Consider the following 15,369-nt stretch of genomic DNA (forward strand, 5'->3'; position numbering starts at 1 on the left):
GATAACTGTGTCCGTCAGCAAACACATTTGCTTGCTTCATATGCAAAGAGCTACATTTACAGGCTAAGCTGCCCTGTATCGTGTAACGCCCTATGAATTCTGTGAACAACACACCTGCCTTAACGCCCAGCTTGCCCGCTGGCATCACCGACGATTCTGTGTCCATGATTGGCCGCCAAGCCATCGTGAACGAACGCCGTGAAGTTTTTGGCTATGAGTTGTTTGACCGCTCCACCGCCAGCAATGCCCATACTGCCGCCAGCGATGCAGCCATGCTGTTCAATGCGCTTTCCTACGCGGGCAACGAAGCCTTGGTCGGGCGCAAACTGGTGTTCATCAACTGCACCCATGAAAGCCTGCGCGGCGGTCACCTGGAGTTGATTCACCCAGACAAGGTGATTTTAGAAATTCCCACGCTGGGTGAAGAGGCCAGTGCCGCAGAAATCGCGGCTGCCATTCCGTTGTTTGAAGGTCTGCGCCAGCGAGGCTTTCGCTTGGCCTTTGACCAGAATTTGCTGCGCCGTGCTTATGTCAACTGGCTCCCCATGGCGAGCTTTATCAAGCTCGACATGCTGACTTTCCCGCTGGAAAACGCACAAGCTCTCGTCAAATTTGCGCGCACACACACCACGGCGCAAATCGTGGCAGAAAAAGTCGAAACACAAGTCCAGTTCGAACATATGCACGAACTGGGAGTCAAGCTGTTTCAAGGCTTTTGGTTCGCTACACCAGACTTGGTACACACGCGCACGGTGCGCCCATCGCAAGCCATCATCCTGCAGTTGATCAATCTGGTGCGCAACCAAAGCAGCACGGCAGAGATTGAAGATCTACTGAAAAAGGACCCAACCCTGTCCTTTAACTTGCTGCGCTTCATCAATTCCTCGGGGTTTGGTCTGTCCTGCGAAATCACCTCGTTCCGCCATGCGGTGATGATTCTTGGTCTTAAGAAGCTGTTCCGCTGGGCCGCATTGCTCATGACCACATCGCGCACAGGCGGCAGTGCACCCGCCGTGGGCCAAACTGCGGTGGTCCGAGGCAGGCTCATGGAACTGCTAGCCTCTGAGCTGCTGCCAGCGGAAGAAGCAGACAACGCTTTCGTTGTCGGGGTGTTTTCTTTGCTGGACACCATTTTGGGCATCCCTATGGACCAAGCCCTCAATTCCATCGCCTTGCCCCAGCCTGTGGTCGACGCGCTGCTCCACAGAACCGGCGTGTATGCGCCCTTCCTCGATCTGGTGCTTGCCTGCGAAAGCGGAGACGAAGAAGCTTTTGCGCGCAACTCGGAGGCCTTGCACCTGTCCAACCACCAAGTGAACTGGGCACACTTGCAAGCTCTGGCTTGGGCAGACACCCTCAGCGATTAGAGAGCGCTCCGCCCAGTTCAAAGAAAGCCCTTGGTGGGGCTTCCTTTGAGCTCATGCACCCCAGCTTTACTTGGTGTGCAAATTCGCGGCCTTCACAATCCGGGCATTGTTTGCTGATTCTTGGGCAATTTGGCGCGCAAAAGACTTGGCATCGCCGCCCGTTGGCACATTGTCAGAAGCCTTGAGCTTGGCCTGGATATCGGGGCTGGCCAACGCCTTGTTGAACTCTTGATTCAAGCGCTGAAGCACTGCAGCGGGCACATTCGCTGGCGCAAAAATACCGAACAAGGATGTCGAGTTCGCTTCTGAGAAGCCCAGTTCTGCCAGCGTAGGCACTTCGGGCAATGACTCCAAGCGCTGAGGCGCTCCCACAGCCAGCGGCTTGAGCTTGCCAGCCTGAATATGCTGCATGACCGTAGGGCCCGCATTGGTGGAGAGCACCTCATACTGCGCACCCAAGGCATCGTTAAGCTGCTGCCCGCCGCCCTTGTAAGGAATGTGCGTGATATCCACCTTGGCGGTGTACTTCACTTGCTCCAAAACGATATGTCCCAAAGAGGCCAACCCTGCCGTCGCCCAGCGCACAGTCCCAGGGCTACGCTTGGCTTGCGACAGCAATTCCTTGAAGTTTGGTGATTGCTCGGCAGTGGTCGCCAAAATCAATACCGGCGAGTACATCACGCTCACCACAGGAACCAAGTCCTTTTGCGGATCGAAAGGCACTGCACCCAAATGCGGATTCAGAGCTACGGGACTGATGGCCGAAAAACCAATCGTGTAGCCATCGGGGGCCGATTTAGCCACCGTATCCAAACCGATTGCACCGCCTGCACCCGCTTTGTTTTCCACCACGATAGGGGTCGCCAGTTGCACCGTGAGCTTTTCACCCAAAGCACGGGCCACCACGTCACTCACACCCCCACCCGGGTAGGACACCACTATGCGAATGGGCTTGTTCGGCCACTGCGCCGTATCTGCCCAAGAAACCAAAGGCGCTGCTGTTGATAACAACGCAGCAGCCACCAAACCTCGCCGCACGGCATTCATCATCGTTAATCCGGGTTGACAAATAAAAAGATATTTTGCCTCAGAATTAATTTCACTTAACACGCATCAGTACTTCTTATCCACGAGGATGGTGCTGCGCATGCAGCCGTTGCAGCCGCTCTCTGGCTACATGGGTATAGATGGTAGTGGTGGAAATATCTGCATGCCCCAGCAGCATCTGCACCACGCGCAAGTCGGCGCCATGGTTGAGCAGATGCGTTGCAAAAGCATGGCGCAAGGTATGGGGCGATAAAGGCGCGGTGATACCCGCCAGCTGCGCATACTTTTTCACCAGCATCCAAAACATCACCCGCGTCATGGCACCGCCACGCTGAGTGACGAATAAATCACTTGAGGTCCGCCTGCCCAGAATTTCTTGCCGGGCTTGCTGCAAAAAACGTTGCAGCCACCACTGCGCCTCCTGCCCAAATGGCACCAACCGCTCTTTGCGCCCCTTGCCTTCCGTGCGCAATACGGCGGCATTCAGATCCACGTGATGCACCTGCAACCCCACCAGCTCACTCACGCGCAGGCCACTGGCATACATCAACTCCAGCATTGCCCGGTCGCGCAGCCCCAAAGGCGTGGCGTCATCGGGCGCTTGCAACAGCGGCTCTACCTGCTCCTGGGTCAGGGTATGGGGCACCCGCAAAGGGCGTTTGGCCGCCAGCAAGCGCAAGGTGGGGTCATCCTGGCGCCGACTTTCACGCAAAGCCCAGTGGAAAAAACGTCGCAGCACACTCAGCCCCCGATTGCTGGAGACCGCCTTCACACCCAGCGCATGGCGCTGTTGAAGAAATGCCTGCAAATCCTGCTCTTGCGCCTGCAGCAAAGAACACGCCCCCGGGGACTGCGCCAAAAACTGCGCACAGGCCATCACATCGCGCCGATACGCTTGCAAGGTATTGGCAGACAAGCCGTCTTCCAAAAACAAGGCCTCGATAAAGTCATCAATCGCCGTCACACTGGCTTGAAGCGCTGCATCATTCATGGCTGCATTGTGGCGAAAAAAGCGCTGCACCTTCCGGGGCAGCGCCTTGGGCTATTTACCTCACCGCTTTATTCCAGCGTGAGCTTTTGCTCCACCACCACTTTGCGGTAAATCTCGTACTCTGCCTTGATTTGCTGAGCGAACTCTTCGGGCGAGTTCCCAATCACCAAAGACCCCGTATCTGCAATGCGCTTGCGCACGGCGGGATCTTGCAACACCTTTTTCACGGCTGCATTGATCTTGTCCACCACGTCTTTTTGCATGCCCTTGGGGCCCAAAATGCCGTAGAAGGCCATGCGATTCACAGGCTCCAGCCCGACTTCCTTGAAAGTGGGCACATCGGGCAGTACCTCCAGGCGCTCGGGCGCTGCCACGGCGATCGCCACCAAGCGCTTGTCTTTGATAAAGGGCAGCGCCGAAGGCAAGTTATCCAAAATGATGGGCACTTGCCCTGCCACCGTGTCATTCAGCGCGGGGCCCGCACCACGGTACGGAATGTGGGTGATGAACGTGCCCGTCAGGTTTTTGTACAACTCCATCAGCATGTGCTGAATACCACCGGTGCCTGATGAGGCATAGGCGTACTTGCCTTGCCCTGCCTTCAAAGTGGCTAGAAAGGAGGCGTAGTCAGGCTTACTGAATTTGGGGTTGATGGCCAGCACATTCGGCGTGGCCGCCACATTGATGATGGGTGTGAAGTCCGTCAATGTGTTGTAGGGAATTTTGGGGTTAATGGCGGGGTTGGTGGCCGTGGAAGACACGGTGGCAATCCCCAGGTTGTAGCCATCAGGCGCTGCACGCGAAGTCTCCAGCGCACCAATCACACCGCCGCCGCCGCCCTTGTTTTCCACGATCACGGGCTGGCCCAGCTCACGGCTCAAGGGGTCTGCTATGACCCGAGCAATGATGTCGGTCGTGCCACCTGGCGCAAAAGGCACCAACAGCTTGATGGGCTTGGTGGGGTAAGCCTGTGCCATGGCAGCGGTACCCACCAAAGCCAGTGCCAACCCAATACAGGTACGACGATGCATAGTGACTGATCTCCTTGGAGTTTGTAAGTTTGTGTTTGGAAAACAATGCTAGTTGAGTGACTGCTGATGCAGGGCTGCACCAAAGCAATTTTTTCTCCGTAAATTCCCTTAGCACCCAAGTAGTGCAGGCGCTGTCACGTCGGTGCCAAATTGGGCAAGCTCCAAGGGCCCAGCCCTCCCAGAAGCGGGTAATCTCTGCGTCCGTGAACTACGCCCAGCTCCTTTTTCCAGACTTTGCCCTGATTGTGTTGGGCTACTTGCTTTGTCGTTTCAGCCCGCTGAACCGCCCGGTCTGGCAAAGCGTCGAAGCACTGGTGTACTACCTGCTGTTTCCGGTGCTGCTGTTTCACTCAATTGTCAAAAGCCCGCTGGACTGGGCAGCCACCTCCAGCCTGATTGCCGCCGGTCTCACCTCGGGCCTGGTCGGTATCGCACTGGCCTACAGCCTGCCCTGGTGGCCCGGGGTGCGCAGGCACATCAGCGCCCGCGACCACGCCAGCGCCGCACAGGTGGCGTTTCGCTTTAATTCCTTCATCGGCTTGGCACTGGCGGACCGGCTGGCTGGCGCGCAGGGCCTGTTCTTTATTTCGGTGCTGATTGGTTTTTGCGTGCCCATGTTCAACATTGCGGCGGTGTGGCCCATGACGCGCGAGGGCCAGCACAGTTTTTGGGGCCAGCTGGTGCGCAATCCGCTGATCGTGGCCACAGTGTGCGGCTTGACAGCCAACTTGCTGGGCTTTCGCATGCCCACATGGCTGGAGCCGCCGGTGGCGCGCATCGGCGCCGCGTCGATTGCCTTGGGCCTGATGTCGGCCGGCGCAGGCATGCAACTGGGCCTGTTGACCCATGCCAAGCGCATGAGTGTGGGGGTGCTGGGCATTCGCCATGCCATCCAGCCCTTGGTCGCACTGGGGGCCATTCACCTGTTTGGTTTGCAAGGTGAGCAAGCCTTGATCCTGCTGCTGTTTTCTGCCTTGCCCACGGCCTCCACCTGCTATGTGCTGGCGACGCGCATGGGCTACAACGGCCCGTATGTGGCGGGGCTGGTGACGCTGTCTACCATGCTGGGCGTATTCAGCCTGCCGTTTGCACTGTCTTTGCTGCCTTGAGGTGTGGCGGCTCAGATGATTGCCACATCAAATTAAATAGCTGGCAGCGCAGGTTATTCAAGCACTTCAAATAGATAACACCTTGAAGTTTCCGTAAATCAAGCGCAAGCCGCTCTCTTTTTTAAGCATTCCCTTGGGCCAGCGCCCACTGCACATGCTCGCGCACCACGCTGCTGTCATGCGCCGCGCGGGCTTGCAGCGCGCTGCGGATGGCGTGTTGCTCGTCCGCCCCCAACCCTGTGGCATGCAGCGCATTGCCCAGCGCCACCGCAATATTGCGCAACCAGCGCACATGGCCAATGCGGCGGATAGGACTGCCTTCGGTACAGCGCAAAAACGTGGCCTCGTCCCAGCTGAACAGCTGCACCAGCGTGCTGCCCACCATGGCGCCGCGCACATCAAAATCTGGCAGCGGGCTGCGCTGGGCAAACTTGTTCCATGGGCAGGCCAGCTGGCAGTCGTCACAGCCATAAATGCGGTTGGCCATCAGGGGGCGCAGCTCCAGCGGGATTGACCCATCGTGCTCAATGGTCAGGTAAGAGATGCAACGGCGCGCATCTACGCGGTAGGGTGCCACGATAGCGCCCGTGGGGCAGGCGTCAATGCAGCTGCTGCAACTGCCGCAGTGTGCAGTCACCGGCGCTGTCTCTGGCAGCGCCATGTCCACATAAATCTCGCCCAGGAAAAAGGTCGAACCCGCATCACGGTTGAGCACCAACGTGTGCTTGCCCCGCCAGCCCTGTCCGCTGCGACGGGCCAGCTCAGCCTCCATCACCGGGGCAGAATCGGTGAACGCGCGGTGGCCGAGCGGCCCCACCTCCTGCGCAATGCGCTCTGCCAGTTTTTGCAGGCGGCTGCGCAGCACCTTGTGATAGTCGCGCCCACGGGCGTAGACCGAAATAATGGCCTCTTGCGGGCGCTCCAGGCGCGCCCACTCCACGGCCTGCCAGTCTGCCGGGGTGGCTGCCGGCAAATAATCCATGCGGGCGGTAATCACGCTCACCGTACCGGGCACCAGTTCGGCCGGGCGCGCGCGCTTGAGGCCGTGCGCCGCCATATAGTCCATGCTGCCGTGAAAGCCTGCTTGCAACCATTGCAGCAGCCCGTCCTCACAAGACGACAAATCCACGCCGGACACGCCAATTTGGGAAAATCCCAATTCGCGGGCCCAGTCCTGCATCAAAGGAACCAATTGACTGCTGCAAACCATAACCCTGCAATTGTAGAAAGCACCAGCGCCGAGGTGCGCGTACTGACTTGGCAAGACGAGGCGGCCACTGCGGCTTTTGCCGCTCAACTGGCCGCATTGCCCGAGGTGCGCAACGCCTTCATCACCCTGCATGGCGATTTAGGCGCAGGCAAAACCACCTTCGTGCGCCATTTGCTGCGCAGCTTGGGCGTGCAAGGTCGCATCAAAAGCCCTACGTATGCTGTGGTTGAGCCCCACGAAGTGCCTGCGCTGCACATCTGGCACTTTGACTTCTACCGCTTTGACGACCCGCGTGAATGGGAAGATGCAGGTTTTCGTGACATTTTTGCCAGCGAAGGGTTGAAACTGGCAGAATGGCCAGAAAAGGCTGCTTCGCTGACACCGCCAGCGGACTTAGCTATTTATATTGAAGCAATCGACGAAACCCAACGCCGCGTCACACTGCGCACCAGCACAGCGTGTGGACGGCGCTTGCTGCAGCACTGGCCACAATGAGCGACGACGCCGCGCACTCTATCTTTACCGCCTACCGCCCTAACCGCCGCACCTTGCTTCAGGCAGGTAGCCTGGCACTGCTGCTGGCGGGCAAACACCAAATCGCCTTCGGCGCCAGCATCATGGCGGTGCGCGTCTGGCCTGCGGAAGATTACTCGCGCGTCACCCTGGAGTCCGACGTGCCGCTGGTGGCCAAGCAAACGCTGATCACTTCACCGCCACGCTTGGCCGTTGATATTGAGGGGCTGCAGCTCAACAATGCACTCAAAGAACTGGTCGCCAAAGTACGGCCCGATGACCCCAATATTGCTGCCATCCGCGTGGGGCAAAACTCACCGAATGTGGTGCGTCTGGTCATTGACCTCAAACAAGAGGCAGTGCCGCAGGTTTTTACCCTCAAGCCTGTGGCCGCCTACCAGCACAGGCTGGTGTTTGATCTCTACCCGTCCAAAGCCATCGATCCGCTGGAAGCGCTGATTCAAGAGCGCTTGCGCGATGCCGGCTCCAGCTCCAACTTGCCGCCCGCTTTGTCGCCGCCTGCGGAGCATGTCGCGTCCCACGACCCCTTGGGGGATTTGATTGCCAAGCACAGCGGGGCAGGCGCCACGCCCGGTGCATCGACGCCATCCACACCCGCTGCGGGCGATAAAAAAGTCGCCCTTGCCCCGCCGCCAGCCCCGCCTGCCGCCAAAGCGCCCGAAACCACAGTCACAGCCAGCCCAGCGCCTACGTCGCGCAAAACTGACCGCATCATCATCGTGGCACTCGACCCCGGCCACGGCGGTGAAGACCCTGGCGCCATCGGCCCCAGTGGCACTTACGAAAAAGATGTGGTGCTCAAGATTGCCAAATTGCTGCGCGACCGCATCAATGGCAGCACCATCAACGGCAGCCCCATGCGGGCCTACCTAACGCGCGATGGTGACTATTTCGTGCCTTTGGGCGTGCGCGTGCAAAAAGCGCGCCGCGTGCAGGCTGACTTGTTCATCAGCATCCACGCCGATGCCTTCACCCGCCCCTCGGCCGCCGGTGCCAGCGTATTTGCACTCAGCCAAAAAGGCGCCACCAGCACGGCTGCGCGCTGGCTGGCTGACAAAGAAAATCAGGCCGACCTGGTGGGCGGCATCAACGTGCGCAGCCAGGACAAAACCGTGCAGCAGATGCTGCTGGACATGAGTACCACGGCGCAAATCAATGACAGCCTGAAACTGGGCACCTCACTGCTGACCCACATTGGCAGCTTTGCCAAGCTGCACAAGCCGCGCGTGGAGCAAGCGGGTTTTGCCGTGCTCAAAGCCCCTGACATTCCTAGCGTGCTGATTGAGACCGCGTTCATCAGCAACCCTGAGGAAGAGCAAAAACTGCGCAGCAGCGCCTACCAAAACAAGCTGGCGGACGCCATGATGACCGGCATCCGCCAGTACTTCACCAAGAACCCACCGCTGGCGCGCTCGCGCTCGGTATAAACGCCGTCTTGCACTCTGGTTGGCCTCTACATGCAGGGATGAGGTCTTTTGACCTACAGCCCTGCGCTCACCTCCCCGACTCCGTGTTTGAGCCCCTGGCCCCACACTCTGAATGTGTTTTTATTCCAAGGAGTGTGTGATGAAAAAGTCCCTGACTTCTATCGCTTTTGCCCTGGTTGCCACCACCGCTTTGCTCAGTGGTTGTGCCAACAACCAGCAATTGGGCACCGGCGTAGGTGCCGTGGCAGGCGGTGTTGTGGGTGATGCGGTGATAGGAGGTACCTTGGGCACCTTGGGCGGCGCGGCCGCCGGGGCCGTCATCGGCAACCAGATTGGCAAAAACCAAGACAAAAAATAACCGTGCCTCGGTGCCTCATGGCCCGTCGCTTTGACCCATAAAAAATGCCGACCTGAGTCGGCATTTTTTATGACTGCGCCCACTCATCAGAGACTTAGCACTGTGGCTGCTGCCGTCCGGTTTTCCAGCCTCCATACAGCGCCACCACGCACGGAATCAGAATCAACGCCCAGATGAGGGTTTCCAGGTGCTCCCGCACCCACGGCAAGTTCCCAAAGAAATAGCCTGCCGACACAATGCCCAACACCCACAGAACGGCGCCAGACACATTGAACATGCTGAACTTGCCGCGCGACATGTGGGCCACACCCGCCACAAAGGGCACAAAGGTGCGAATAAAGGGCATGAAGCGCGCCAAGATAACCGTCACGCCGCCATAACGCTCATAAAAACTATTGGCTTTGTCGAACGCTGCGCGGTTGAACCAGCGCGAGTTTTCCCACTGAAAGACTTTGGGCCCTGCCATCCGCCCTAAGGAGTAATTGCACTGGTCGCCCAAAATGGCGGCCACCAGCAAAATGCCGCATGCTAGCGGAAAGTTGAGCATGCCCACGCCAGCCATCGCGCCCACAATAAACAGCAGCGAATCGCCCGGCAAAAACGGCATCACCACCAAGCCGGTTTCGACAAAAATAATCAGAAACAGCAGCGCGTAAACCCATGCGCCATAAGCCACGACCAATGCCTCCAAGTGCTTATCGATATGCACAATGAAGTCGATCAAAAACGAAACGATGTCCACAACCACACCCTCAAATGCCAACCCGCGCCTGGGGCAGATCGGCAGCCAAACAAAGCGTTAATGTAGTCCCATGCACAGCGCATGCAGGCCAAACAGGGGCTGTCGCCGCGCTGTTTTGCACACACTCCGACATCTGCTGCAACAGCCTGCAAACCAGAGCTACAAATACTTGCAATACAGGCTAGAACTTTGCACCAAGTTCATCCAAACCCGCCACAGGCACAGGCACAGTGACGCCTGATTTTTGAATTACTACATGCAAGGAGGTGCACATGACTAAAGTTCGCAGCACATTTTTGATCGCCGCTGTGGTGGCCACTTTCACATTGGGTGGTTGCGCCCACCGCCCTAACAATGCCCAAATTGGCACCGGCGTAGGCGCCGTGGCCGGTGGCTTGCTTGGCGATGCCGTCTTTGGCAGCACCTTAGGCACCGTGGGCGGCGCCGCTGCGGGTGCGCTGATTGGTAACCAGATGGGTCAAAACAGTGATGGCTATGGGGGCTCGCGCGGTCACCGCCATCATCGCCACCGCTGAATTGGTTTTCTGAAGCAGCCGCTAACACCCCCAATGAGGCTGCATACAATGGGCTGATGACTTCTTCAGCTCCCGCCCTGCAGCGCCGCGCCATTCAAGACCTTCCGGATGAACTCATCAGCCAGATTGCCGCTGGCGAGGTGGTAGAGCGCCCTGCTTCTGTAGTGCGCGAACTGGTGGACAACGCCTTGGATGCCGGTGCCAGCCAGATCACCGTACGCCTGCTGGCCGGTGGCGTGCGCCTGATCAGTGTGGAAGACGATGGCTGCGGCATTCCCCGGGAAGAGCTACCCGTGGCCCTGCGCCGCCATGCCACCAGCAAAATCCGCGATTTGAATGAGCTGGAGCATGTGGGCACCATGGGGTTTCGCGGCGAAGCGCTGGCCGCCATTGCCTCGGTGTCGGAAACCGCCATCCTCTCGCGCCTGGAAGGCGAAGACAAAGCCTGGCTTCTGGAAGCGCGCAGCGGGGAATTGCGCCCCGCCGCCCGCAACCGCGGCACCACGCTGGAAGTGAAAGAGCTTTTTTTCAGCACCCCCGCACGGCGCAAGTTTTTAAAGACCGATGCCACCGAGCTGGCGCACTGCATTGAATCCGTGCGCCGCCACGCCTTGGCCCGCCCCGATGTGGGCTTTGCCATCTGGCACGACGGCAAGCTGGTGGAGCAATGGCGCGCCGTACCCATGGATGGCTCGGTCGACAAAAACGACGCCCTGGCGCGCCGCTTGGCCGATGTGCTGGGCGATGACTTTGTGGCCAACTCCATCCCTGTGCAGCGCACTTCGGCCTCCAGCGGCATCACCGTCTATGGCCGCGCTGGCCTGCCCGATGCCGCGCGCAGCCGCCCCGACCAGCAATACTGCTACGTCAACCAGCGTTTTGTGCGCGACAAGGTGCTGACCCATGCCGCCAAAAGCGCCTACGAAGACGTGCTGCACGGCCACAAGCAACCCATTTACGCGCTGTACATGGAAATCGACCCCGCGCGCGTGGATGTGAACGTACACCCCACCAAGATCGAAGTGCGCTTTCGCGACAGCCGCGAAGTGCACCAGGCCATCAAGCATACCGTGGAAGATGCGCTGGCTGCACCGCGCGCGGCTTTGCTGGCGGCGCACGCCGAAACCTCCACGCCCGCAGCGCTGGCGCCCGAGGCATCGGGCAGTGGCACTGCGGTTGCCAGCCCGGTGGCTTGGCAACCCAGCGTCAGCGCGCCACGCCCTGCCATGAAGCCACAACTGCAGTACGCCATGCCACTGCAGGAAACGGCGGGCCACAAGGTCAACGACATGCAGGCCCTGTGGGCCCCCATGCGCGAGGCCACCACCCCGTCAGCCGCTGCCACCGCATCAACATTCGAGCCAAATACCGCACAAACAAGCGCCAATCCTACGCAAGCAGCTACAGAAATTGATTTGGCGGCTGCCAGCCCTGCCCCTGCCACCCACGAGCCCACCACCTGGCCCCTGGGCCGTGCGATTGCGCAGGTGCATGGCGTGTACATCCTGGCCGAGAACGCCCAGGGCATGGTGATTGTGGACATGCACGCCGCGCACGAGCGCATTGTGTATGAGCGTTTGAAGGAGCAACTGGGCAACCACCAGCCCATTGCCAGCCAGCCGCTGCTTATTCCAGCCACCTTTGCCGCCACGCCGCAGGAAGTAGCCACGGCCGAAGCCCATGTGGACACCTTGCACGTGCTGGGGCTGGAGATTGCGCCGTTCTCGCCCAAAACCCTGGCCGTGCGCGCCGTGCCCTCGACCTTGGCGCAAGGCGATGCGGTGGAGCTGGCACGCAGCGTGCTGGCCGAGTTGGAGCAGCAAGACGCCAGCGGTGTGATTCAGCGTGCGCGCAATGAAATCCTGGCCACCATGGCCTGCCACGGCGCAGTGCGGGCCAACCGCCGGTTGACGCTGGACGAGATGAACGCTTTGCTGCGCCAGATGGAAACCACCGAGCGCTCCGACCAATGCAACCACGGCCGCCCCACCTGGCGCCAGCTCACCCTGAAAGAGCTGGACGCGCTGTTCCTGCGCGGGCGCTGAGCGGCGGCTACACTGAGCATGCTTTACTTTTTGCCTTGAAGGCCTGCGCCCCCACACCGCCCCCATGTCCGTACCCTTTTTTGCCCGCGTGCGCGCTGCGCTCGATAGTTTCTCGCCCACCGAACGCAAGCTCGCGCAGGTGGTGCTGGACTACCCCATCAACTTGGCGGGCTACAGCGCCAGCGAACTGGCCCAGCTGACCGGCGTCTCCAACGCCACCGTCACGCGCTTTATCCGCCGCCTGGGCTACGACAGCTACGAAGAAGCGCGCCGCACCGCACGCCTGGAGGCCTCCACCAACGGCCTGCAGCTGCCCATGGCGGACGTCAACATCTCCCCCAGCGCGCCCAACTGCGCACTCTTGTGGCAGCAGTTGCAAGACAACCTGACCGCCACGCTGGCGCAGATTCCGGCCAGCACCATGGACGCCATGGCCTCGGCCCTGCACCAGGCACCCGCCATCTTCTGCGTGGGCTTGCAGCACAACCACATGCTGGCGCGTTCGCTGCGCGGGCATCTGATGAGCGGTTTGGACAAGCCCATCTATGGCGCACCCGCCGCCGGCGAAACCATCGAAGACGTGCTGGCCCGCATTGCCCCGCGCGACATGGTGGTGCTGTTTGCGCTGGGCGGCATCCGCGCCGACATGGCCGAACTGGGCGAGCGCGCGCGCAAGCTGGGCGCCAAGCTGATCTGCATCACCGACACCGCCAGCCACGCACCGCCCTCGGACTGGCTGCTGCGCTGCCACACAACGCCGCACGCGGCGGAGGTGCGCCACCTCTGCGACACCAGCGCGGCCCAGGCGCTGGCCTACGGCTTGGCGGCCCACACCATCCAGTGGGGCGCCATTCCGTTCGAGTTGATTTAAGCCGCGCCCGCCCCCTTCTCCCCTGCAAGCCTGTTTTCACGAAAACAGGCTTTTTTCTTTGGTGTGACTGCGCAGCCAGCGTCGCCCCAGCAAGCCTGCGCAACGCTGGATGCCACCTGCCTTTCTGCAGACACGGCACGCCACCTCCTAGGCAGGGTTTGCGCCTTGGCATGAACGCACAACCATGAATTCATAGCTGCCCGCGCCTATGGAATGGTGCTTTGCGATGCATTTCTCTTAGAAGCCAAGCATTCACGCGCGCTAGCAGCTTCCATTAACAGAGCAACTGCGCACACCACGCCACATCGTCAAAAAAAACTGCCAGCATCGAATTCCGCGATGCCGCCCCACGATGGCTGTGCCCCATCAGGCACATCGTCACAAAAAATTCATATAAATCAACGAGCAAGACACTTTTTACATTCTTCAACTTGGTGCAGGCAAGCACCAAATTCAGACAGTTATGCACCAAACTTATACAAGTCATGCTCGATATGGTGCATATAGGCATACATTTTTGGCATAATTTTCAACGTGCGCTGCGGCGCTTTTGTTTTGTGCCCTTGAAAGACTGACCCTCATGAAGTACGCCAACCTCGACCAATTCCTGCAAGACGTTGCTGCCCGCAACCCCGGTCAACCTGAATTCCTGCAAGCCGTCACAGAAGTGATGGAGTCGCTGTGGCCCTTCATTGAAAAGAATCCCAAGTACGCCGACAACGCCTTGCTGGAGCGCCTGGTCGAGCCTGAGCGCATCATCCAATTCCGCGTCAGCTGGATGGATGACAAGGGCCAGGTGCAAGTGAACCGGGGCTTTCGCATCCAGCACAGCATGGCCATTGGCCCCTTCAAGGGCGGCATTCGCTTCCACCCCTCGGTGAACCAGTCGGTGCTGAAGTTCCTGGCGTTTGAGCAAACCTTCAAGAACGCGCTGACCACACTGCCCATGGGCGGCGGCAAGGGCGGCTCGGACTTCGACCCCAAGGGCAAGAGCTCGGCGGAAGTCATGCGCTTTTGCCAGGCCTTCGTGACCGAGCTGTACCGCCACGTGGGCCCTGACACCGACGTGCCTGCAGGCGACATCGGCGTAGGTGGCCGCGAAGTGGGCTTTATGGCCGGCATGTACAAAAAGCTGTCCAACAGCGCCGCTTGCGTGTTCACCGGCAAGGGCCTGACTTTCGGCGGCTCGCTGATTCGCCCTGAAGCCACCGGCTACGGCACGGTGTACTTCGCCCAAGAAATGCTGGCCACACGCGGCCAGTCGATGGCCGGCAAGACCGTGTCCGTCTCTGGCTCGGGCAACGTGGCGCAATACGCCGTGGAAAAAGCCATGCAGCTGGGCGCCAAGGTGGTGACCGTGTCCGACTCTTCCGGCACTGTGTACGACAAGGACGGTTTCACCGCCGAGAAGCTGGCCATCCTGATGGACATCAAGAACAACAAGTACGGCCGCGTCAACGACTACGCCGCCCAAGTGCCCGGCGTGGAATTCTTTGCCGGTGTGCGCCCTTGGAACATCAAGGTCGACGTGGCCCTGCCTTGCGCCACCCAAAACGAACTGGATCTGGCCGATGCCAAGGCACTGATCGCCAACGGTGTGGTCTGCGTGGCCGAAGGCGCCAACATGCCCTCCACCATTGAAGCGGCCAAGGCCTTCGAAGCCGCCGGCGTGCTGTATGCGCCCGGCAAGGCATCGAATGCGGGTGGCGTAGCCACCTCCGGCCTGGAAATGTCGCAAAACGCAGGCCGCCTGAGCTGGACCGCCGAAGAAGTGGACGCCCGCTTGCTGCAAATCATGCAAGGCATCCACGCCGCCTGCCTGAAGTACGGCAAGCGCGCCGACGGCTCGGTGAGCTACATCGACGGCGCTAACGTGGCCGGCTTTGTGAAGGTGGCAGAAGCCATGCAGGCGCAAGGCGTGATCTAAGCGACGCCAGCGCTTCCTTCCCAAGTACAGAAAAAAGGAACCTTCGGGTTCCTTTTTTTGTGGCCGCAGCGGCTGCCGCACACCAATAGCAAAAACAGCCTCTAGTGCTTGTGCAGCAAGCGCCAAGCGCTCCCAATGTCCTAGCGCCAGCAAAGGTGAACGCCGGGCCGCTAG

At 59.8% G+C, this 15,369-nt stretch carries 14 protein-coding genes; 9 read left to right on the top strand and 5 right to left on the bottom strand.

The features are described from left to right. Positions 1–92: 92 nt before the first annotated feature. On the top strand, positions 93–1,367 hold the full coding sequence (locus QEP12_RS09210; protein WP_284214052.1) for an EAL and HDOD domain-containing protein: 1,275 nt from the start codon (positions 93–95) through the stop codon (positions 1,365–1,367). 66 nt (positions 1,368–1,433) lie between these two features. Here QEP12_RS09210 and QEP12_RS09215 read toward each other — a convergent pair whose 3' ends face one another. The 3 genes from QEP12_RS09215 to QEP12_RS09225 all read right to left on the bottom strand — a co-directional run bounded on the left by QEP12_RS09215 (position 1,434) and on the right by QEP12_RS09225 (position 4,436). Then, positions 1,434–2,417: a Bug family tripartite tricarboxylate transporter substrate binding protein gene (locus QEP12_RS09215; protein WP_174863708.1), complete on the bottom strand. Its 984-nt coding sequence runs from the start codon at positions 2,415–2,417 to the stop codon at positions 1,434–1,436. Between the two features lie 73 nt (positions 2,418–2,490). Continuing rightward, on the bottom strand, positions 2,491–3,405 hold the full coding sequence (gene xerD, locus QEP12_RS09220) for a site-specific tyrosine recombinase XerD (RefSeq protein ID WP_174863710.1): 915 nt from the start codon (positions 3,403–3,405) through the stop codon (positions 2,491–2,493). Positions 3,406–3,473: 68 nt separating this feature from the next. Continuing rightward, entirely contained in the window at positions 3,474–4,436 is a 963-nt protein-coding gene (locus tag QEP12_RS09225; protein WP_219164045.1) for a tripartite tricarboxylate transporter substrate binding protein BugE, read from the bottom strand. 203 nt (positions 4,437–4,639) lie between these two features. Between QEP12_RS09225 and QEP12_RS09230 the strand changes: the two genes are divergently transcribed. Further along, positions 4,640–5,545 carry an AEC family transporter gene (locus QEP12_RS09230; RefSeq protein ID WP_313601949.1) on the top strand — a complete coding sequence of 302 codons (906 nt, stop codon included), beginning with the start codon at positions 4,640–4,642 and terminating at the stop codon, positions 5,543–5,545. A gap of 121 nt (positions 5,546–5,666) precedes the next feature. Here the strand turns inward: QEP12_RS09230 and queG are convergent, their stop codons facing one another. Beyond that, positions 5,667–6,725: a tRNA epoxyqueuosine(34) reductase QueG gene (gene queG / locus QEP12_RS09235; RefSeq protein WP_284214053.1), complete on the bottom strand. Its 1,059-nt coding sequence runs from the start codon at positions 6,723–6,725 to the stop codon at positions 5,667–5,669. 12 nt (positions 6,726–6,737) lie between these two features. Between queG and tsaE the strand changes: the two genes are divergently transcribed. From tsaE to QEP12_RS09250, 3 genes are all read left to right on the top strand, one after another. Continuing rightward, the gene (tsaE, locus tag QEP12_RS09240; protein WP_174863714.1) at positions 6,738–7,250 is read left to right on the top strand and encodes a tRNA (adenosine(37)-N6)-threonylcarbamoyltransferase complex ATPase subunit type 1 TsaE; all 513 of its coding nucleotides are present in this window, start codon (positions 6,738–6,740) and stop codon (positions 7,248–7,250) included. Further along, positions 7,247–8,716, top strand: a complete 1,470-nt coding sequence (locus tag QEP12_RS09245) for an N-acetylmuramoyl-L-alanine amidase (protein WP_284214056.1) — start codon at positions 7,247–7,249, stop codon at positions 8,714–8,716. Before tsaE ends, QEP12_RS09245 begins: the two co-directional genes overlap by 4 nt. 139 nt (positions 8,717–8,855) lie before the next feature. Further along, entirely contained in the window at positions 8,856–9,074 is a 219-nt protein-coding gene (locus tag QEP12_RS09250; protein WP_284214057.1) for a YMGG-like glycine zipper-containing protein, read from the top strand. A 94-nt stretch (positions 9,075–9,168) separates the two neighbouring features. Here the strand turns inward: QEP12_RS09250 and QEP12_RS09255 are convergent, their stop codons facing one another. Beyond that, positions 9,169–9,816, bottom strand: a complete 648-nt coding sequence (locus QEP12_RS09255; RefSeq protein WP_284214058.1) for a DedA family protein — start codon at positions 9,814–9,816, stop codon at positions 9,169–9,171. A 272-nt stretch (positions 9,817–10,088) separates the two neighbouring features. Here QEP12_RS09255 and QEP12_RS09260 point away from each other — a divergent pair, with 272 nt between their 5' ends. The 4 genes from QEP12_RS09260 to gdhA all read left to right on the top strand — a co-directional run bounded on the left by QEP12_RS09260 (position 10,089) and on the right by gdhA (position 15,195). Then, positions 10,089–10,352: a YMGG-like glycine zipper-containing protein gene (locus QEP12_RS09260; RefSeq protein WP_284214059.1), complete on the top strand. Its 264-nt coding sequence runs from the start codon at positions 10,089–10,091 to the stop codon at positions 10,350–10,352. 56 nt (positions 10,353–10,408) lie between these two features. Then, positions 10,409–12,397 (top strand): DNA mismatch repair endonuclease MutL, encoded by a 1,989-nt coding sequence (mutL, locus tag QEP12_RS09265; protein WP_284214060.1) that lies wholly within the window; start codon positions 10,409–10,411, stop codon positions 12,395–12,397. A gap of 64 nt (positions 12,398–12,461) precedes the next feature. After that, entirely contained in the window at positions 12,462–13,268 is an 807-nt protein-coding gene (locus QEP12_RS09270; RefSeq protein ID WP_219164036.1) for a MurR/RpiR family transcriptional regulator, read from the top strand. Between the two features lie 580 nt (positions 13,269–13,848). Continuing rightward, the gene (gene gdhA, locus QEP12_RS09275) at positions 13,849–15,195 is read left to right on the top strand and encodes an NADP-specific glutamate dehydrogenase (protein WP_284214061.1); all 1,347 of its coding nucleotides are present in this window, start codon (positions 13,849–13,851) and stop codon (positions 15,193–15,195) included. The last annotated feature ends 174 nt before the right edge of the window (positions 15,196–15,369 follow it).

It is taken from the genome of Comamonas jiangduensis (assembly GCF_030162955.1).
Taxonomy (GTDB): domain Bacteria; phylum Pseudomonadota; class Gammaproteobacteria; order Burkholderiales; family Burkholderiaceae_C; genus Comamonas; species Comamonas jiangduensis.